This is a genomic window from Bacteroidota bacterium (assembly GCA_021300195.1).
GTDB lineage: Bacteria > Bacteroidota > Bacteroidia > J057 > JAJTIE01 > JAJTIE01.
The window spans coordinates 1-18,919 of sequence record JAJTIE010000009.1 but is presented as its reverse complement, the minus strand read 5'-3'; the positions used below and the strand labels follow the sequence as shown (position 1 = coordinate 18,919).

Sequence of the window (18,919 nt, the reverse complement as noted above, 5' to 3'; positions counted from 1 at the left end):
GCCGCAGCAGGCGCAGCAGCAGCGTGGCACGCACAAAAATTCGGTATGGCATGGGGCCAAATTACGCACAAATGGGCACTACCCCCGCACCACCACCTCGGTATCGCCCGCGCGGAGGGCGCGCATATAGGCCAGGATGAGCCGCTCGGTGCGGTAGTGGCCGTGCTGCTCCTGGTCCTTTCGGCGCACGATGGGGAAGGTGCCCAGCACGTACCGCACCTCGTCTTCGGCCAGGCCATACAGCAGGAAGTACAGGGCATCCAGGCGGGCCATGCGGTGGGTGCGGTCTTCCTGGTCCCAGGCGTAGGGGGGGCCGGTGTAGCCCAGGTCCTGGGCCAGGGGCTGCAGGTCCCAGGCCGTGTAGCACAGGCGTAGCACCTGCTGCTGCACCCAGGCACCCACGGTGGTAGACCCCAGCGGCTGCTCGTAGGTTTCCGGCGGGATAACCGGCAGCTGCTCCAGCACATAGTAGCTCAGGTGCGTGCTTTGCATCTTCTGCCTAGCTACAAAGTCGAATACAAACGAGCTAAAATTCGCACTGAAACAAAGCAAATACACTGGGTCAAGCTCATCCTCTGGCAGCAGAATCGGCAAAGTATTCCCCACCCCTGCCCGGGGGATGAGGGTAGCAAGTACAGTGCGTTCATCCGTCGCCCGCGCTATATCCCGAAAGCCCAGGAAGTAGCGGTGCTGGGCCAGCAGCGGGTGGGCACTGGCGGGTATGTAGTACTGGGGCCGGGGGTGGTAGTGGGGCTGGGCCAGCTGGGCGGCGGTGCTGTGCACGGCCAGGGCCTGGTTGTGCAGGTTTTCGGGGTTTACCTTTATTGCGGCATTGCGGTGGTTGTAGTGGTGGATGCTCTTGCCCTCGTACAGGGGCAGGTACAGGTCGGTGCCCCGCTTCCAGTGGCCCAGGTCTACGGGGTAGTAGCCCTCGGCCTCCAGCTCGGCCTCGGTGCGGAATAGCTGCGAGTCGTTGGTCATGTGGAACATAGTGGCATACTTCACCGGCCATACCTTGCCCTTCTGGTGGTGGTGCAGCACGGGCAGGCGCTGGTAGATGCGGCGGGTAAGCTCGGCATCCTGGCGGCTGCGAAAGATGGGGGCGGTGCCGGTATTGGGGTTTACCTGCCGGAAGTCTTCGGCGGTGAGGCTAAAGGCGGCTTCGTCTATCTGGGCCGCGCGGTGCAGAAAGAAGGCCAGGCTGGCCTGGGCAAACGTGCGCTCCGGGCCCCCGGCCACATAGAGGCAGAACTTGAAGCTGGCGTGTACCTCGGGGAAGAAGTGCTTTTTGTTTTCGAAGTCGAAGAGATAGGCCAGGCGTCCGGTGGTGGTGATAGACTGGAAGAAGGGGGCGGCGGTTTTGTCGGCGGCAATGCCGCTGGGCACTATCAGGCCCACCACGCCCCCGGGCTTGATGAGGTAGTGCGCCCGCTCTACAAATAGATAATAGAGGTTGATGTCGCCACTGGCCAGCAGGGGGTATTCGGGGTTTTCGCGGGCCAATATGCCCATGGTGGCGGTGCGCCGGTCGGCCTCGCTATAGGCCTGCCACAGGGGGTCTTTGTTTTTTTCCAGCTGGGCAATCATGCGCTTACGGTCTGCGGCCCGTGCCTGGCGGGCTATCTCGGGCCTGCGTGCGGCAAACCACTCGATCTGTTGCAGCTTTATGCGGTCCCATGGGGGGTTTCCCACCACGGCATCGTAGCCGCCCTGTGGCTGGGCGCTGGCCCAGCTATCCCACACCAGGGGGAATGCCACCTGCCAGTTGGTAAAGGCCTCGGTAGTGGCCAGGTGGCGTGCCTGCAGCAGCAGGCTGGCAAAGGCCTGCACCTCGGTGGCGGTTACCCGCTGGTTGGCGGCCTGGGGTTCGGCCTGGCCGGTGGCCAGGGGCATCAGGGGCCCGAAGTCTTCTTGCAGGTACTGGTTCCACAGGGTGGTTCGTGCCTTGGCGGTTTTTTTGTCTTCGGCTATCAGCCACTTCCAGGCGTGGTACAGCTGCAGGAAGCTGTCCAGCTCGTGGGTTAGCTGGCGCACGCGCTGGTAGTGCCGGGCACTCTGGTGCACCTCGTCCAGGTCGGCATCGGTTAGCTGCTCTATCTGTGCCATGGCCTGTGCGCTGGGCTTTGCTGCCTGCAGGGCCTGGTTCAGGAAGAGGAGGCCGCCCTGCTGCAGCTCGCGCTGGGCAGCCCCCACAAACTCGCCAAAGAGGCTATCGCCGTGGCGCAGGTGGTGATCCAGAAAGCTGAGGGGGGCACCCATGGTGAAGGTGTGTAGCCAGAGCGATACCTTGGCCAGCTCTACGGCCATGGGGTTTTTGTCCAGGCCGTATATGCAGCGTTTCAGCACCATGCGGCGCACCATCTGGCGCAGCTCCAGCTGGGCCTCGTCTATGTACCAGTGCTGCTGCTGTGCCTGCTGCAGGATGTGCTGGCGTATGGTGTCGGCACGCGCCCGCAGGGGCGACTGGTATCCTTCGGCCAGGGCCTCGGCCTCGTCCATGGCCAGCAGCACCTGGTCTGCCAGGTAGTCTACCAGGCTTACCAGGAAGTGGCCACTGCCCATGGCGGGGTCGCATATCTTCAGGCGGAGAATGGCTTCGGCGGGGTCTTTTTCGGCCGCCTTCAGGTGCTTGGCGGCGGGGGTCCAGTCCTTGCCTTTTTTGGGCTGCAGCTGGGCCCACAGGCTGGCAAAGGCCTGGCGGCGTTCGTCTACCAGTATGCCCACGGTTTTTTGCAGGCTTAGCTGCACCAGCTCGTCGGGCGTGTAGTAGCTGCCGCTGGTTTTGCGGGCATAGATGTTGGGCTGCAGGCCCATTCGTCCATCGGGCTGCAGCTGTGGCCAGAACTCCAGCAGCCCCTCGTAGATGGAGCCTAGCTGCTGCACGCTCAGGTCGCGGTAGTTTATCCACTTGGGGCGTTCGCCCTCGGCCTTGTGGCGGCTCAGCAGGTCCAGCACGCGGGCAAAGTCGCGGTCGGGCATGCGGGCGCGGCCCAGCAGGGCAGCCTCGCCCTCGGCAAAGAGGCCGCCGTTGTAGGGCGGCACGGCCAGGGCCTCGTCTCCCCGGTCTATGGCCATAAAGAGGGCCTTCATTTTGCCATAAAAAGTGTCTCCTATTTTGCTCAGCACCTCATTCTGGTCTATCCGCTTGGCTACTTCTTCGCGTATGCCACGCAGGCTGTAGTGCAGGTAGCCTTCGTGTCTTACGGGCAGCAGGTCTCGGTCCTCGGCATACAGGATGAAGAGGAGGCGGTAGAGTAGGAGGAGGGCATTCTGGCGCAGCTCGGCCAGGTAGGCTTCGCTGGGGTGTTCGGGCTTTTTGGGGTCGGCGGCCCACAGGGCATCCATCAGCTGCGGAAATCCCTGGTCGAAGACGAGTCGTCGCAGGTCTTCGGCCACCTGTGCTTCCCAGCGCTTGCCCTCGGCCAGTGCCCGCTCGTGGTAGGTTTCGCCGCCGGCCCCGGGCACAAAGGCCGGGCGGCCAAAGAGGAGTACAAAGATGCGGAGCAGGTGCAGGGGGGCTGCCTGCTCCAGCTGGCCCAGCGTGGCCTGCAGGCCGGGCACGTTCATCAGGCGGCCCAGGTCTAGCTCCAGGTACTGTTCGCTTCGGCTCTGTGCGCGCTGGTAGTACAGGCGCCACAGCCGCCCGTTGGTCAGTATGCCCCAGCGTATTTTGTCCTTGCTCTCGGTTTCGGCATCGGCCAGGTAGCGCAGTATCTGGTTGCTGGGTATGTAGTGGCTGTCCTGCTTGGGGTTTCGCCTGTCCAGGGGCACCAGCCAGGCCTTGGCCTCCAGTATGGCCTGGCCGTCGATATAGCGCTCGTGCTGGTTCTTTCTTTTGTTGGCCTTGTCCTTAGCCTTGTCGTCCTCAAACAGCAGGTAGTCGGGCACGTTGCTGCGTCCGCGCTGGCTGGTGGTTTGCTGCGTAAGGTAGTGGTGCCAGCCCAGGGCGTGCAGCACGGGCTCTATCAGGTCGGCCTCGGTGGTGGCCTCTATGGGCTCCTGCTGGGTGGGGAAGCGGGCAAAAATAGCCTCCAGCTCGGCCCACAGGGCCTGCATGGATGCGTCGTGCAGGGCCTGGTATTCGCTGTGCCTGCGAATGCCGTTATTCAAAAACTCGGTGGGGTACAGGGTGCCGTTTATCATCCGGTGCAGGGGGGTGTAAGATAGCAGGCAGCAATATACACATCCCTCAAGGGATAGATGAGGGCTGGGGCGGTTGTGCTATGTGGGCCCGGGTATGTAGCTTTGTATCGCATACCCCCCCCTAAACCCTACTTACCGCATGGCAAAAGTTTCGATCGATATATCCGGCGGCACCCTGAAGCAGGAAAAAGTGATAGTGGGCATAGACCTGGGCACCACCAACAGCCTGATAGCCCGCGTGGTAGCGGGGCAGGCCCAGTGCATAGCCGACCACGGCAAGGGGGTTATTGTTCCCTCCCTCATCCACCTGGGCCAGGGTGGCCCCACTGTGGGCGAAGCGGCACGGCCCTACCTGACACAGGACCCCCTGCGCACCCTGTATAGTGTAAAGCGCCTGATGGGCAAAAGCTACCAGGACCTGAAGGCACACACGCCCTACTTTGGCTACCGCATCCTGAACGACGAGACCGATAGCCTGGTGCGGGTGGAGATAGATGGCCGGTACTACAGCCCCATCGAGCTGAGTAGCCTGATCCTGAAGGAGCTAAAGGCGCGTGCCGAGCACCGGCTGAAGACCCCGATAGAGCAGGCGGTGATTACAGTACCGGCTTACTTCAACGATGCGCAGCGGCAGGCCACCCGCGATGCGGGCAAGCTGGCAGGCCTGGATGTGCTGCGGATAGTAAACGAACCCACCGCCGCCGCCCTGGCCTACGGCCTGGGCCTGGACCCCCAGGCGCAGAAGACCGTGGCGGTGTACGACCTGGGGGGCGGCACCTTCGACATAACCCTGCTGAGCATAGAGGGGGGGGTATTTGAGGTACTGAGCACCCACGGAGATACCTACCTGGGCGGAGACGACCTGGACCGGGCCATCGTAAACCACATAGCCGGTAGCCTGGGCATCGACCTGGCCGCACGGGCCGGGCAGCCCGAGTTTGTGCAGGCCCTGCGGCTGCTGGCCGAGGAAGCCAAGAAAGCCCTGAGCAGTAGTGCCCACTGGAGCGGAAACTTCTCTGCCGCCGGGGGCGTGCCGGTGCCCATCTCTCTGTCTCGCGCCGAGCTGGAGCTGCTGGCCGAACCCCTGATAAACCGCACGCTGGACAGCTGCCGCGCAGCCCTGGCCGATGCGGAACTGCAAGCCGGGCAGATAGATGAGGTAATCCTGGTAGGGGGTAGCACGCGCATGCCCTATGTGCAGCAGCAGGTGCAGCAGTTTTTTGGCCGCCCCCCCCACACGGAGCTGAACCCGGATGAGGTGGTGGCCCTGGGGGCAGCCCTGCAGGCCGACATCCTGGCGGGCAACCGCACAGACCTGCTGCTGCTAGACGTAACCCCCCTAAGCCTGGGGGTAGAGACGGCAGGGGGGCTAATGGACCCCATCATCCCCCGAAACAGCAAGATCCCCACAGCCCTGGCCAAGCAGTATACCACCCAGCGAGACGGCCAGGCCAGTATGCGCATAACCGTGTACCAGGGCGAACGCGAGCTGGTGGCCGATAATCGTAGGTTGGCCGAGTTTGAACTGAGTGGCATACCCGCCATGCCTGCCGGCCTACCCAAGGTGGAAATCCGCTTCCTGCTGGATGCAGATGGCATCCTGCGGGTGAGTGCGCGGGAGCTGCGGTCGGGCACCGAGGCAGAGATAACCGTAAAGCCCCAGTATGGCCTGACAGACGAAGCGGTGGAGCAGATGCTGCTGGCAGGCTTCCAGCATGCGCAGGCCGATGTGGAAACCCGCCTGCAGGTAGAGGCGGCCGAAGAGGCGCGGCAGGTGCTGTACCATGCCGATAAGTTCCTGACCAAAAACCAGACAATCCTGGCCACCGAAGAGGCTACCGAAATGCAGCGGCGCATGCAGGCCCTGCAGGCTGTGCTGGATGCCCAGGGCGACAAGCAGGCCATACACACCGCCCTGGATGCGCTAGACACCTATACCCGACCCTTTGCCCAGCGGGTAATGGAGGCCGCCATCCGGCAGGCCATGGTGGGCAAAACGATAGACGATACCGAGGGCGCATAGCCTGTGTCTGCTATCTTTGCCAGATGGAGTATAGCGAGGTATTTCAGAAGCTGCTGAGCCACTGCAAAGAGCATGGCTTTGTTTTCCAGAGTAGCGAGATTTATGAGAATGGCCTGCCCGCCGTGTACGACTACGGGCCACTGGGCGTGCTCATGAAGAATAACCTGAAAAACCTGTGGTGGAAAAGCATGGTGCAGCTGCACGAAAACATCGTGGGCCTGGATGCCGCCATCCTGATGCACCCCCAGGTGTGGAAGGCCAGTGGCCACGTAGATGCCTTTAACGACCCCCTGATAGACAACAAAGACAGCAAGAAGCGCTACCGGGCCGACCAGCTGGTGGAGGAATGGATACACAAGCGGCGCGAAAAGGCCCGGAAGGAGGCGGACAAAAAGGCCCAAAAAGAAGGATGGACGGCCGGAGACGAAAGCTACAACCACTTCCTGGCCCAGGGCCGAGACGGCCAAAAGGCCGCCGAGGCAGAAGCCCGGCTAAGCCAGCTGCTGGCAGCCAATGACCTGGCGGGCCTGAAAGGCCTGATAGAGGAGCTGGAAATAGCCTGCGAACTGAGCGGCAGCAAAAACTGGACCGAGGTGCGCCAGTTCAACCTGATGTTCAAGACGCAGCTGGGTAGCACCGCCGATGCTGCCATGGACCTGTACCTGCGGCCCGAAACCGCACAGGGCATCTTCGTAAACTTCCTGAACGTACAGAAAACCAGCCGGCAAAAGCTGCCCTTTGGCATCGCCCAGATGGGTAAGGCCTTTCGGAATGAGATTGTGGCGCGGCAGTTTATCTTCCGCATGCGCGAGTTTGAGCAGCTGGAGATGCAGTTTTTTGTGAAACCGGGTACGCAGGCCGAGCACTTTGCCTACTGGCGCGAGGCACGCCTGCGCTGGCACCAGCAGCTGGGCATACCGGCCGGGCGACTGCGGCTGCACACGCACGAAAAGCTGGCCCACTATGCAGACGCAGCAGTAGACATCGAGTTCGAGTTTCCCTTCGGCTTCAAGGAGCTGGAGGGCATACACAGCCGCACCGACTTTGACCTAAGCCGCCACCAGGAGCTGAGTGGCAAAAAGCTGCAGTATTTTGACCCCGAAGAAAACCGCAGCTATACACCCTATGTGGTGGAAACCAGCCTGGGGCTAGACCGCCTCTTCCTGGCCCACCTAAGCCAGGCCTACCGGGAGGAGGAGGTGCCCACGGCCAAGGGCGATACCGAGCTACGCACGGTGCTGCGCCTGCATCCACTGGTAGCCCCCATCCAGGTGGCCATCTTGCCCCTGCTGAAGAAAGATGGCCTGCCCGAACTGGCGCGCGAAATCATGGCCGACCTGCAGTGGCAGCTACAGCTGGAGTATGACGAAAAAGATGCTATTGGCCGACGCTACCGCCGCCAGGATGCCAAAGGGACACCCTTCTGTGTAACCATAGACCACGACAGCCTGCAGGACGAAGCCGTAACCGTGCGCGAGCGCGACAGTATGCGCCAGGAACGCATACCCATACAGCTGCTGCGAAACCACCTGATGAGCGCCTTCAGCCTGAAGCGGGCCTTGGTGGGTTAACAGAGGCCCGTCTTGCTATACCCAAGCGGCACAGGGCCTAGCGGATGACCGTAACCGTGCGCTGTAGCTCGCGCGTGCCACCCTGGCAGTCGGGCACCCGGATGCGCACTACGTAGCTGCCCTCGGGGGCATCGGCATTGCCATCCGTACCGCGCCAGGGCTGGCTGCCCGCGTACACCTGCTGGCCCCAGCGGTCGAATACCTGCAGGCGGTAGCCCGCGCCCAGCAGATCGGGACGGGGGTATACGTCATTTATGCCGTCGCCATTGGGGGTAAAGGCGTTGCCCCAGCTGGTTACTAGCTGTTGTGTCGCGTCGGCTATCTGTAGGCTAGCCGTAGCCGTTCGTCCGCAGCGGTCGCTGAGGGTGAGGGTAAGGGTGCCCGCCAGATTCGCCTCGGGGGTGTAGCCGGGCTGGGTGCTTAGCAGGCTGCCGTCTTCGCTGGTCCAGGCGTAGCTGAGGCCAGGGGCCACGGGCGCCCGCAGGGGTCGGTTCTGCTGCAGGCAGCGGTCGTACACGGGCGGCAGGCTGAGCGCCAGGGAGGCGGGATCTACCTGCTGGGTGATGGTAACCGAGTCGCGGTAGGTGTTTCCGCAGCTGTCGGTGGCGGTCAGCACATAGGTGCCGGGCTGGCTGATCTCGATCTGGCGGGTGGTGGCGATCACCACCACATAGTCGGGATCCTTGCGCCATTCCCAGCGGTAGTCAAAGCTGCCCACAGGGCCAGCCCAGGCTTGCACCTCGCCGGGGCAGAGGCGTGGCTCGCTGCTGCTGGCCAGGGTGAAGGGGCCGATTTGGTCGTATTGGGTGAGGGTTACGGTGTCGCGGCTGGTCTGGTCGCAGCTGTTGCGTACTTCCAGCACGTAGGTGCCGGGGGCGGTGAGGGTCAGGCTGCGGTTGGTCTGGCCGATCAGCTCGGCACCATCCTGCCACCAGCGGTAGCTGAGGCCGGAGCCTGCGGGGCCGGTCAGGCTGGGGTTGGTGGCAGCGGGGGGATAGGCCGGGCTGTTTGCGTTCTGGTCTGTCCAGCGGCACCAGGGGCGGTCGGGGCCGAGGGTGAAGCCGGAGCCGGTACTGCCGGCAGTGGGGCTTACCACCACCGTGTCTCGACTGGCACCACAGTCGTTTGCTACTTCGAGCACGTAGGTGCCGGGCTGGGTAACCGCGTAGGCCACTGTGATAGCCCCGAAGATCGCATCGCCGTCCCAAAACCATCGGTAGGTGTTCAGGCCAGGTATTGGGGCAGTGCGCAGGGTGTCGGGCGCGGTGCCGGGGCAGGCAAAGGTGAAGTCGGGGCCGAGGCTGGGCTTGATGGGGGCGCTGCTGCCGGATACTACTACGGTATCGTAGCCGGGGCAGTCGGGGGCCGACAGGGTTGTCACGCGCAGCACATAGGTACCGGGCGCTGTAACGGTGCGGGGGACGCTGCCGCCCCAGCCCAGGTCTTGCCAGCCGACGGTATAGATGGCGGGGAAAGCAATCGGGCCCAGCTGTACGGGGCCTGTGCACAGGTCGGCCGTTTCGGGCAGCCAGCCGCTGATAGCTGGGCTGGCGTTTTCACTTACCACCACCGTGTCGCGGGCGGTGAGGCCGCAGTTGTTTTCCACCTCTACGATGTAGGTGCCGGGGTTGAGCACTTCCAGCTCGTGGGCGTCGCCTGCCTGCGGGGTCTCGCTACCGGGGCCAGACACGCGGTACCAACGGTAGTCCAGGCCGGCTATCTCATCGGTGCGCAGGGTGTCGGGCGGGCCGGAGCAGGCCAGGGCGAAGTCGGGGCCGAGGCTGGGCTTATCTTGTGCCAATTCACACAGCTTGACAATCCAAATATCATAACGCCTATCCCCACTTATCCCTACAAAGCGATCTTCAGACTTATCAAATCCTTTGTCAGATTGAGACATTCCACCTAATATGTATCCTCCAGGAATTTCTTGAACTGAGAAAAGCCAATCTCTACCAGTACCCCCATAGACTTCATCCCATTCAATATTTCCTAGCCCGTCTACCTTAACAACCCAATAATCCCCTAATGCATTGGAAATTCGGTCTTCACTTTTTTCATTTCCAATTGGACTATATGATGTGCCAGCTAAAATATATCCGCCATCTCGAGTCAGATCAATTTCGTGTAGATTGTCTCCATGTAAAGTACTCTGAGTTCCCCCTCCATATGTTTTCTGCCATTCTACATTTCCTAATCCGTCCAGTTTTATCAACAAGTAATCGCCTTGCCCTTGGGGATTAATAGCGTCAGGATTTAGGCTTATACCACCGCCAACTATATATCCACCATCTTTTGTCGAACGAATCGAAGCAGGCCCCTCAGAAACATTGCTTCCGATAGTTTTATCCCATTCTATCTCTCCTATACTATTAGTCTTAATAATCCATAAATCTTGCAGTCCAATATTGTTTTGTGATTTCTCAAAGCCAGCATTAGATTGAGAACTTCCGCACAAAACATACCCTCCATCTATTGTTTGAATTATATCCTTTAGATTTTCTTCGCCAGTCTCCGACTGCCACGATCTGGGCAATCCTCCATATGTTTTCTGCCACTCTGATATTTCTTTCTTTATCTAACTTTATAACCCAATAATCGGCACTACTAAATGAAGCGCCTCTATTCTCTTCTGTCTTATCAAAAGAGTTGTCTGATCTTGAGTGTCCTCCTAAAATATACCCTCCATCTTTAGTTTCCTTAAAGGTTTCAAGAAAATCATCAAAATTACCACCCAATGTTTTGTCCCACAGCAAAGTACCCTCGCTATCCAATTTTACTACCCAATAGTCATTTCGACCAGCTGGGCCTCTTGAGTTCTCGGATTTCTCAAAGCCAGCCTGCGAACCAGACGATCCACCCAATAAATACCCGCCATCAGAGGCTAGCTCTAGCGAACTCAAGCGATCATTACCATTGCCGCCGATAGTTTTGTCCCACTGTACATGCCCGCTTTTATCTAGCTTAATAATCCAATAATCCCCTGAACCTCTTTTAGTGTCTGTCTTTGTTCCTTCTATCCCAGACTCTGAATCTCCTGCGACAATATATCCGCCATCTGAAGTCTGTCGTATGATTCCAGGGCCATCATTCTCTCCCCCACCTAAGGTTTTGTCCCAAGCAATAGGCGGCTGGGCGTGTGTGGGCTGTAGAGCGAGCAGCAGCAGGGCCAGGAGTGTGCAGCGAAGCAGGGGCGTTTTCATGGTATGATATGAACGGAACTCTCGCAGGTTTGCCCTAAAAATAGGCGTAACTAGGTTCATACCCCCGCTTAATATGTCTGAACGGTACAAATGGGTGCCTGAATGGTAGGAAACAGCGCTTAGGGAGGGGCGGTGTCAAGGCTGCGGGCATGTTCAGGCCGAAGGGATTCCCAGCCATACTGTCAGGGCGGCATTTCTGCTCGGCTACTGTCCGTCGTTTTAAGCCATATGAACATGGGCTCTACCTGGCCCTGGACAAAGGTAGCGCATGGCGCGACAGATGAGGGGGGGGATGCGTTTGTGCGGGCGCTTATCCTGCTCAGGCACGGAAGGTAAGGCGCTGGGCCGCCTGGCTCTCTTGCACCTGGCCGTTGTGATACACCGGTGTGCCGTTTACAAAGGTGGTGTGCACCGAGCCAGAGAACGTGTGGCCCTCAAAGGGGCTCCAGCCGCACTTGTACAGCAGGCTCTGGGGGGTTACGGTCTCAGGCCGGTTCAGGTCCAGCAGCACCAGGTCTGCATAATAGCCTGGGCGGATAAAGCCGCGTTTCTCCAGCCGGTAGCATAGGGCGGGGGCGTGGCACATCTTGTGGATGAGGCGCGGCAGGCTGATGCGGCCCTGCTGCACAAAGTGGAGCCCCGCCAGCAGGCAGTGCTGGACAAGTGGGCCGCCACTGGGTGCCTTGAAGTAGGGGGCGGTTTTCTCCTCCAGGGTGTGCGGGGCGTGGTCGGTAGCCATTACGTCTATGCGGTCGTCCAGCAGGGCCGCCCATATACCCGCGCGATCGGCAGCGGTTTTCACGGCGGGGTTCCACTTTATGCGGCTGCCCAGGGTGGCATAGTCGGCATCGGCAAACCACAGGTGGTGGGTGCAGGCTTCGGCAGTTATGCGCTTCTGCTCCAGGGGCAGGGTGTTGTCAAACAATTCGGTTTCGCGGGCGGTGCTGATGTGTAGCACATGCAGGCGGGTATTGTGCTGCCTGGCCAGCTGCACGGCAAAGCTGCTGCTGAGATAGCAGGCCTCGGCCGAGCGGATGTTTGGATGCTCGTGCATGGGTACTTCCTCACCGTAGCGGGCGCGGGCGGCCTCCATGTTTTTGCGGATGGTCTGCTCATCTTCGCAGTGCGTGGCTATCAGGCCGGGCACGTGGCGGAAGAGGCGGTCTAGCACGGCATGGTCATCCACCAGCATATTGCCGGTGCTGCTACCCATAAAGATCTTGACCCCTGCCACACGGTCGAAGGGGGTTTTCATCACCTCGTCGAGGTTGTCGTTGCTTACGCCTATGTAGAAGGAGTAGTTGACCAGGCTCTTCTGTGCCCCCAGCCGATATTTGGCCTCCAGCAGCTCCTGCGTCAGGGTTGGGGGCTGCACATTGGGCATCTCCATATAGCTGGTAACGCCCCCTGCAGCAGCGGCCCGGCTCTCGGTATGGATGTCGCCCTTATGGGTAAGCCCGGGCTCGCGAAAGTGTACCTGATCGTCAATAACCCCGGGCACCAGGTGCAGGCCCTGTGCGGGCCACACCTCGGCCCCGCTAGTGTCCAGGTTTTTGCCCACGGCCTCTATATACGGGCCCTCTATGCGTACATCCAGGGCTTGTATGCTGCCCTCGTTTACTACTTGTGCGCCTTTCAGTACAATTGCGTCCATTTGCAGGGTATTTTATGGCAAATTAGGGTGAATTGCTTATTTTTGATGCATCCAACCGAAATTTATCATGCTAAATATCGTGCTTTTTGGCCCTCCGGGTGCTGGGAAAGGAACCCAGAGCGAGCGGATTATGAACGCATTTGGCCTGGTTCACCTGAGTACGGGGAACCTGCTGCGTGCCGAGATAGCGGCCCAAACCACACTGGGACTGGAGGCAAAGAGCCTGATAGAGGCGGGCAAGCTGGTGCCCGACGATATTGTGATCGGCATGATGGCCAAGCATATTGGCGCAAACAGCCAGGCGCGGGGCTTCATCTTCGACGGCTTTCCGCGCACGGTGAAGCAGGCCGAGGCGCTGGACAAGATGCTGGAGACCCATGGCACATCTATTACCTGCATGATCAGCATGGGGGTAGACCGCGAGGAACTGGGCAAGCGCCTGCTGAAGCGTGCCGAGATAGAGGGCCGCACAGACGATACCCAAGAGGTGATAGCTGCGCGCCTGGAGACCTACGAGCGCGAAACCCTGCCTGTGGCCGAGTACTACCGGGTGCAGAACAAGCTGATTGCCATAGATGGCATAGGTGCCATAGAGGAGATCTTTGGCCGCATAGCGCGCGCCCTGAACCCCCTGGTGGCGGGAGCCTGATCGGAATCAGGGAAGACTAAGCCAAACGTAGCGTCTCGGCTGCTTTTCCACGGCCGTATAGGTCTTTCTAGTTGTTGTCCAGATTTTTTGCATACCTCGCTTGTTCTTGTGCGGCAGGCTGGCTATATTCACGCATCAAACCACTCTAACCTGTTTTATTATGATGAAAGTTAAAACCCTACTTCTGGCAGCAAGTGCCGCCGTGCTTTTAAGCTCCTGCTATTCCTACTCGTTTTCGATGGGCGAGGGTGCCCAGAAGGGAGTGGAGGTGAGGAAGAAGAACCCCACTATCTGATCTATGGCTTGGCACCCCTTTCCACCTCGGACCCGATTGAAATGGCGAAAGGTGAGGCTAATTATGACGTAACAGTCAAGCACACCTTCATCGATGGCCTCCTTCAGGCGGTTACCTTCGGTATTTACACCCCTACCACAACGATCGTTACGAAGTAACCGCGCAGTCTCTGTTTCTTGCAGAGATCGGTAACCTTAATAAGGTTTGCATTTTTTACCTGGCGCTGGGTAGCATACTGCTGTCGGTGCCAGGCTTTTTTTTGTATGTGCGTACCCAGCCCGCGTAATCGCACCTAGAGGGTGCCCTTGGTGCTGGGTATGGCGGTACTGTGTGGGTCTTGGGTTAGCGCCATCTTGATGGCTTTGGCCCAGGCCTTGAAGAGGGCTTCTATCTTGTGGTGCTCATTTTCGCCCGTTACTTGCATGTTCAGGTTGCAGGCAGCAGCATCCGAGAAGCTCTTGAAGAAATGGAAGAACATCTCGGTAGGCATATCGCCTATTTTCTCGCGCTTGAATGCAGCGTCCCACACCAGCCAGGGCCTACCGCCAAAGTCGATGGCCACCTGGGCCAGGGCTTCGTCCATGGGCAGCAGGAAGCCATAGCGATAGAGACCCCGCTTATCGCCCAGGGCCTTCTTGAAGGCCTCGCCCAGCGCGAGGGCCGTATCCTCTATGGTATGGTGCTCGTCTATATGCAGGTCTCCGGTTACACGCACCTCCAGGTCTATGCCGCCGTGGCGTGCCAGCTGCTCCAGCATGTGGTCAAAGAAGCCCAGCCCGGTGTCTATCTTATGCTGGCTGCTACCGTCCAGGTTTACCCGCACGCGTATATCCGTTTCGCTGGTTTGGCGGTGCACCTCGGCTATGCGCCCATAGCGTGGCGTACGGTCTAGCAGCAGCTGCCAGTCTGCGGGCATATCTGCTTCCAGCTGCAGCAGGGTAGCTGCGGCTGGCAGGTTCATGCCAGTGGGTACGGCTATTACGGCCGGTATATCTAGCTGTTCGGGTAGCGCCTCGGTAGCGGCCAGGCGCATGCCCTGGGCGGCCAGTAGCGCCTCCACCTCATCGGCCAGGGCAGGGCCGAAGCACACCCACTGCGGCTGCCGCAGGTAGTCTATGATGGTGAGCCAGCGCAGCACCCCGGGGCGTAGCCGGCCCTGCGCATCCTGTAGCAAATGGGTATGGAGGTATAGGGTGCTATGCATAAGGCAATAGGGTATAGTGCGTGTGGGCCTAAGGTTGGGCAGCAATGAGGGTGGGTGCATACTGCTGCAGCCGCGCCAGTAGCTTCTCGTTTTCGGCCTCGGTGCCCACAGATATGCGGAAGCGGCTGGGCAGTTCTGTGCTACGCTCAAAGTAGCGCAGGATGATGCCGTCTTCAAACAGCTTGGCAAACAGGGCATCGGCCACGGGGCTTTCCACCATCACAAAGTGGGTGTCGGTAGGCCACACCCGGCTGAAGAGGGGGCTAGCCTGCAGGTATTCCTGTAGGCGCATGCGGTTGGCCAGCATGCGGCGCACCTGCTCCTGCATACGCTGGGGCTGGGCAATGGCTGCCAACAGGGCCTCCACGCTTAGGCTACTCACATTATAGGGCGGGCGCACCCGCTGCATCAGGCCAATCAGCTCGGGGCTGCCAATGCCGATGCCGACCCGCAGGCCTGCCAGGCCCCAGGCTTTGCTGAAGGTGTGGGTAATCAGCAGGTTGGGAAACTCTGCCAGGCGGGGGACAAAGCTGCGTTCGGGCACAAAGTCGATGTAGGCCTCGTCTAGCACCACTATGCCCGCAAAGCTGCGGATCAGTAGCTCAATATCGCGCGGATCCAGGGCATTGCCCGTGGGGTTATTGGGGCTACACAGAAAAAGCAGGCGTGTATGCGCATCTACAGCATCCAGCATGGCCGGGCTGTCTAGCTGGTAGTCTGCCGTCATGGGTATGGCACGCACGGCCACCCCATTCAGGGCAGCGTAGTACTTGTACATGCCGAAGGTAGGCGTGTGGATGATGAGGTTGCTCTCGTTCGGCTCGGTAAAGGCCCGCATGCTCATGTCTATCACCCCGTCGCTTCCCACCCCTACAATAATCTGATTGGGGTTTACCCCCTTTAGGGCAGCTATCTGCTCATACAGGGTGGCATAGGTATTATCGTAGTAGCGGCCAGACAGCGGCTCGGTATAGGGGTTTTCGCCATTGTCGAAATACACTGGCCGGGCGGAGCCGCTGTAGCGCTCGCGCTCTGAGCGGTAGGGTTGCAGGTCCTTCAGGCGACGGGCCAGCAGGGTTTCGGGCTTAAACATCTTGTGCAACTTGGGCCAGACGCAGGCTTACGGCGTTTTTATGGGCTATCAGCTCTTCTGCCTCGGCCAGTGTTTCTATCACAGGGCCCAGGTTAGCTAGCCCTTCGGGGCTGATTTCCTGGTAGGTTACTTTCTTTACAAATGAGTCCAGGCTCACCCCGCTCCAGGCCCGGGCATATCCGTTGGTGGGCAGGGTGTGGTTGGTACCGCTGGCGTAGTCTCCGGCGCTCTCGGGTGTATAGTAGCCCAGGAAGATGGAACCGGCGCAGGTAATGCCTGCTGCCAGGGTGCGAGCATCTGCCGTGGCAACAATCAGGTGTTCGGCAGCATACTGGTTGGCAAAAGCCACCACTTGCTCCCAGTCGGGCAGGACGATCAAGCGGCTGTTTTGCAGGCTTTTTGCGGCCATTTCTCGGCGGGGGAGGCGGGCCAGCTGGCGGTCTACCTCCTGGGCCACGGCCTCTGCCAGCTCGGCCTGGGTGGTAAGCAGGATGGACTGGCTATCCACGCCATGCTCGGCCTGGCTTAGCAGGTCGGCAGCCACAAATGCGGGGGGTGCCCCGGCATCGGCTATAACGGCTACTTCGCTGGGGCCTGCCGGCATGTCTATGGCAATGCCCAGGCGGCTGAGCAGCTGCTTGGCCACGGTTACGTACTGGTTACCCGGGCCAAAGAGTTTGTATACCTGGGGGATAGACTCGGTGCCGAAGGCCATGGCCGCTATAGCCTGGGCCCCGCCTACTTTGAAGATCTGGGTAACGCCCACCTGCCTGGCGGCGTAGAGTATTGCGGGATGTATCTTGCCTTCCCGGTTGGGCGGGGTGCAGAGCACCACCTCCGTACAGCCAGCCAGCTGGGCCGGTATGGCTAGCATGAGTACGGTGCTAAACAGGGGTGCCGTGCCCCCGGGGATGTAGAGGCCCACCTTTTCGATCGGCAGACTCCGGCGCCAGCAGCGCACCCCGGCCGTGGTTTCTATCTCCTGGGGGGCCTGGGCTTGGGCGGCGTGGAAGCTACGTATGTTATGGGCGGCTATGCGAATAGCCTGCTTCAGGGTGTCGCCCACCTGGGCAGTAGCCTGGCGCACTTCCTCCTCGCTCACTGCGATGGCCTGTAGCTGGGCCCCGTCAAAACGCTGGGTAAGCTCGCGCAGGGCGGCATCTCCACGCTGCCGTACAGCCTCCAGTATGGGGGCCACCCGTCCCTCCAGCTCGGCAAAGTCCATTACCGGCCGGGCTGTGAGTGCAGCCCAGGTATCCGGGCTGGGGTTTTGTATGATTTTCATGTTCCTTTTATTCAATAATTTTCTCAATGGGCACCACCAGGATGCCCTCGGCCCCAGCCTGGCGCAGCTGTCCGATCACCTCCCAAAAGGCGTGCTCCTGCACCACAGAGTGCAGGCTACTCCAGCCCTCGTCCTTCAGGGGCATCACTGTTGGGCTCTTTATGCCTGGCAGCAGGCGGGTAATGGCATCCAGCCGGTCGTTGGGCGCATTCAGCAGGATGTACTTGTAGTTGCGGCCCCGCATCACACTCTGGATACGAAAGCGCAGATCAGCCAGTATACGCTGTTTCTCTGCATCCAGCTCCCGGTGGCTTATTAGCACTGCCTCGCTTTTCAGGATTACCTCGGCCTCTTTCAGGCCGTTGCTTATCAGGGTGCTGCCACTGCTCACCAGGTCGCATATGGCATCGGCCAGGCCTATGCCTGGCGCAATCTCCACCGAGCCGCTGATCTCGTGGATACGGGCCTCTACCCCCTTTTCCCGCAGATATTGCGAGAGCAGGTGGGGATAGCTGGTGGCAATGCGCTGGCCCGCCAGGTCTTGCAGGGTTCGGTACTCAAAAGCATTGGGCACGGCTATAGAAAGACGGCACTTGCCAAAGCCAAGCTTGTCCTGCACATCCACCCGGCACTGGCTCTCCAGCAGCACGTTCTCGCCCACTATACCCAGGTCAGCCACCCCATCTGCCACATAGCCGGGTATATCGTCATCCCGCAGGAAGAGGAACTCCAGTGGAAAATTATAGGCTGTTGCCTTCAGCTTATTGTCTGCCTTGCTAAAGCGGATGCCACAGTGTGCCAGCAGCTCAATGCTGTCCTCGCTAAGGCGCCCTTTCTTCTGGATCGCGATCTTGATCATGGTTCCGCAAATATACGGCAATTCGCCGGGCCTTGGCGGTTCTAGGACTACCGCCTCACCAGCTATGCCCAGTCTTCGATACGGCGAGCCAGCTCCTGTATGCGCTGGCGGCGGTCGAAGGAAAAGACCGTGTCTACCTGGGCCTGTAGCCAGCGGTAGATGCGCAGGCTCTGTCGCCAGGCTTTCAGGGCCTCGGTGGGCTGGTGCTGGGCAGCCAGCAGGTCGCCGTCTAGCAGCAGCAGGTCGGCCAGGAACTGCCACTGCTCGCGGCGGTCGGGCTCGGCTGCCAGCAGCCGCAGCAGCACCTCCTCGGGCAGGTCTCGTGCTACCTCGGCCCGCATGTCGTAGAAATTGGTAAACAGCTCATCGGTCTCAGCCCGGCTGTCTGGCAGCTGCCCCGCCCGGTATCGCTCCACCGCCAGGCGCAGGTTGCGCCCTAGCTCCGCTATCATCCGCAAATAGAAGTCCCTATGCACCATGGCAGAATCCAATACGTCCACCCAAGCCCATAAAGTTCGAAAGATACGCCCCTCCCCCCCCTACACACATAGGCCACCCATTGGGTGGCCTATGTGATGTGGGCCGGCTTGTGTGTATCTGTACGTCTATCGGGCGGGTGGCTAGTACACGCTCAGCTTTTGCCAGTAGGTGCCGGTTACCGTCTCGATACGGACGCTGTACAGGCCGGGGCTGCTCAGGCTGAGGCTGAGTGACTGACCGGGCGCTACCTGGTGCTGGCTGAGCTGCTGGCCCTGGGCGCTGTCCAGCGTGTAGCGAGCGGGGCCGCTGGTGGGGTTGTGCGCACTTAGGCGGTGGCCGGCTTGTTGCGGGTTGGGGTGTAGCAGCAGGGCGCGGTCTGCGGGGCGGGGCGGGGTGCCGACACGGCTCGTGGTCGCCTCTACCTGCAGGGGGCTGCTGCCGAGCAGGCTGTAGATGGGCT

14 protein-coding genes are annotated in these 18,919 nt (G+C 60.2%); 4 read left to right on the top strand and 10 right to left on the bottom strand.

The annotated features are described in order from the left end of the window. Positions 1–78: 78 nt before the first annotated feature. The gene (locus LW884_02965) at positions 79–4,143 is read right to left on the bottom strand and encodes a restriction endonuclease (GenBank protein ID MCE3007292.1); all 4,065 of its coding nucleotides are present in this window, start codon (positions 4,141–4,143) and stop codon (positions 79–81) included. Positions 4,144–4,282: 139 nt separating this feature from the next. Between LW884_02965 and hscA the strand changes: the two genes are divergently transcribed. Next, positions 4,283–6,166, top strand: a complete 1,884-nt coding sequence (hscA, locus tag LW884_02960; GenBank protein MCE3007291.1) for a Fe-S protein assembly chaperone HscA — start codon at positions 4,283–4,285, stop codon at positions 6,164–6,166. 23 nt (positions 6,167–6,189) lie between these two features. Further along, positions 6,190–7,737, top strand: coding sequence for a glycine--tRNA ligase (locus tag LW884_02955; protein MCE3007290.1), 1,548 nt, complete (start codon positions 6,190–6,192; stop codon positions 7,735–7,737). Positions 7,738–7,774: 37 nt separating this feature from the next. Here LW884_02955 and LW884_02950 read toward each other — a convergent pair whose 3' ends face one another. From LW884_02950 to LW884_02940, 3 genes are all read right to left on the bottom strand, one after another. After that, positions 7,775–9,538, bottom strand: a complete 1,764-nt coding sequence (locus LW884_02950; GenBank protein MCE3007289.1) for a gliding motility-associated C-terminal domain-containing protein — start codon at positions 9,536–9,538, stop codon at positions 7,775–7,777. 634 nt (positions 9,539–10,172) lie between these two features. After that, positions 10,173–10,940 (bottom strand): hypothetical protein, encoded by a 768-nt coding sequence (locus LW884_02945; protein MCE3007288.1) that lies wholly within the window; start codon positions 10,938–10,940, stop codon positions 10,173–10,175. Between the two features lie 319 nt (positions 10,941–11,259). After that, positions 11,260–12,594 (bottom strand): dihydroorotase, encoded by a 1,335-nt coding sequence (locus LW884_02940; GenBank protein MCE3007287.1) that lies wholly within the window; start codon positions 12,592–12,594, stop codon positions 11,260–11,262. 67 nt (positions 12,595–12,661) lie between these two features. On the opposite strand from LW884_02940, the gene LW884_02935 reads away from it, so the two are divergent. Continuing rightward, positions 12,662–13,243 carry an adenylate kinase gene (locus LW884_02935; protein MCE3007286.1) on the top strand — a complete coding sequence of 194 codons (582 nt, stop codon included), beginning with the start codon at positions 12,662–12,664 and terminating at the stop codon, positions 13,241–13,243. Positions 13,244–13,546: 303 nt separating this feature from the next. Beyond that, complete coding sequence (locus LW884_02930) at positions 13,547–13,696, top strand: Bor family protein (protein ID MCE3007285.1); 150 nt, start codon at positions 13,547–13,549, stop codon at positions 13,694–13,696. Between the two features lie 134 nt (positions 13,697–13,830). Here LW884_02930 and hisB read toward each other — a convergent pair whose 3' ends face one another. The 6 genes from hisB to LW884_02900 form a co-directional block, all read right to left on the bottom strand. Beyond that, a complete protein-coding gene (gene hisB, locus LW884_02925) occupies positions 13,831–14,742 on the bottom strand; it encodes an imidazoleglycerol-phosphate dehydratase HisB (GenBank protein MCE3007284.1) in 912 nt (303 codons plus the stop codon). 28 nt (positions 14,743–14,770) lie between these two features. Continuing rightward, positions 14,771–15,835 (bottom strand): histidinol-phosphate transaminase, encoded by a 1,065-nt coding sequence (gene hisC / locus LW884_02920; GenBank protein MCE3007283.1) that lies wholly within the window; start codon positions 15,833–15,835, stop codon positions 14,771–14,773. Beyond that, positions 15,828–17,120 carry a histidinol dehydrogenase gene (gene hisD / locus LW884_02915; protein ID MCE3007282.1) on the bottom strand — a complete coding sequence of 431 codons (1,293 nt, stop codon included), beginning with the start codon at positions 17,118–17,120 and terminating at the stop codon, positions 15,828–15,830. The genes hisC and hisD overlap by 8 nt, the downstream gene beginning before the upstream one ends. Before the next feature lie 7 nt (positions 17,121–17,127). Then, positions 17,128–17,979, bottom strand: a complete 852-nt coding sequence (gene hisG, locus LW884_02910; protein MCE3007281.1) for an ATP phosphoribosyltransferase — start codon at positions 17,977–17,979, stop codon at positions 17,128–17,130. Between the two features lie 62 nt (positions 17,980–18,041). Then, positions 18,042–18,431, bottom strand: coding sequence for a hypothetical protein (locus tag LW884_02905; protein ID MCE3007280.1), 390 nt, complete (start codon positions 18,429–18,431; stop codon positions 18,042–18,044). Positions 18,432–18,599: 168 nt separating this feature from the next. Next, positions 18,600–18,919: T9SS type A sorting domain-containing protein (locus LW884_02900; protein ID MCE3007279.1), on the bottom strand; the 320-nt coding region annotated here is incomplete at its 5' end.

What these genes read in the sequence shown, in the direction of transcription:
- LW884_02965 (MCE3007292.1), bottom strand. Translation starts at nt 4,143, where the DNA reads ATGATAAACGGCACCCTGTACCCCACCGAGTTTTTGAATAACGGCATT.
- hscA (MCE3007291.1), top strand. Translation starts at nt 4,283, where the DNA reads ATGGCAAAAGTTTCGATCGATATATCCGGCGGCACCCTGAAGCAGGAA.
- hisD (MCE3007282.1), bottom strand. Translation starts at nt 17,120, where the DNA reads ATGAAAATCATACAAAACCCCAGCCCGGATACCTGGGCTGCACTCACA.
- LW884_02945 (MCE3007288.1), bottom strand. Translation starts at nt 10,940, where the DNA reads ATGAAAACGCCCCTGCTTCGCTGCACACTCCTGGCCCTGCTGCTGCTC.
- LW884_02905 (MCE3007280.1), bottom strand. Translation starts at nt 18,431, where the DNA reads ATGATAGCGGAGCTAGGGCGCAACCTGCGCCTGGCGGTGGAGCGATAC.
- hisC (MCE3007283.1), bottom strand. Translation starts at nt 15,835, where the DNA reads ATGTTTAAGCCCGAAACCCTGCTGGCCCGTCGCCTGAAGGACCTGCAA.
- LW884_02940 (MCE3007287.1), bottom strand. Translation starts at nt 12,594, where the DNA reads ATGGACGCAATTGTACTGAAAGGCGCACAAGTAGTAAACGAGGGCAGC.
- hisG (MCE3007281.1), bottom strand. Translation starts at nt 17,979, where the DNA reads ATGATCAAGATCGCGATCCAGAAGAAAGGGCGCCTTAGCGAGGACAGC.
- LW884_02935 (MCE3007286.1), top strand. Translation starts at nt 12,662, where the DNA reads ATGCTAAATATCGTGCTTTTTGGCCCTCCGGGTGCTGGGAAAGGAACC.
- LW884_02955 (MCE3007290.1), top strand. Translation starts at nt 6,190, where the DNA reads ATGGAGTATAGCGAGGTATTTCAGAAGCTGCTGAGCCACTGCAAAGAG.
- hisB (MCE3007284.1), bottom strand. Translation starts at nt 14,742, where the DNA reads ATGCATAGCACCCTATACCTCCATACCCATTTGCTACAGGATGCGCAG.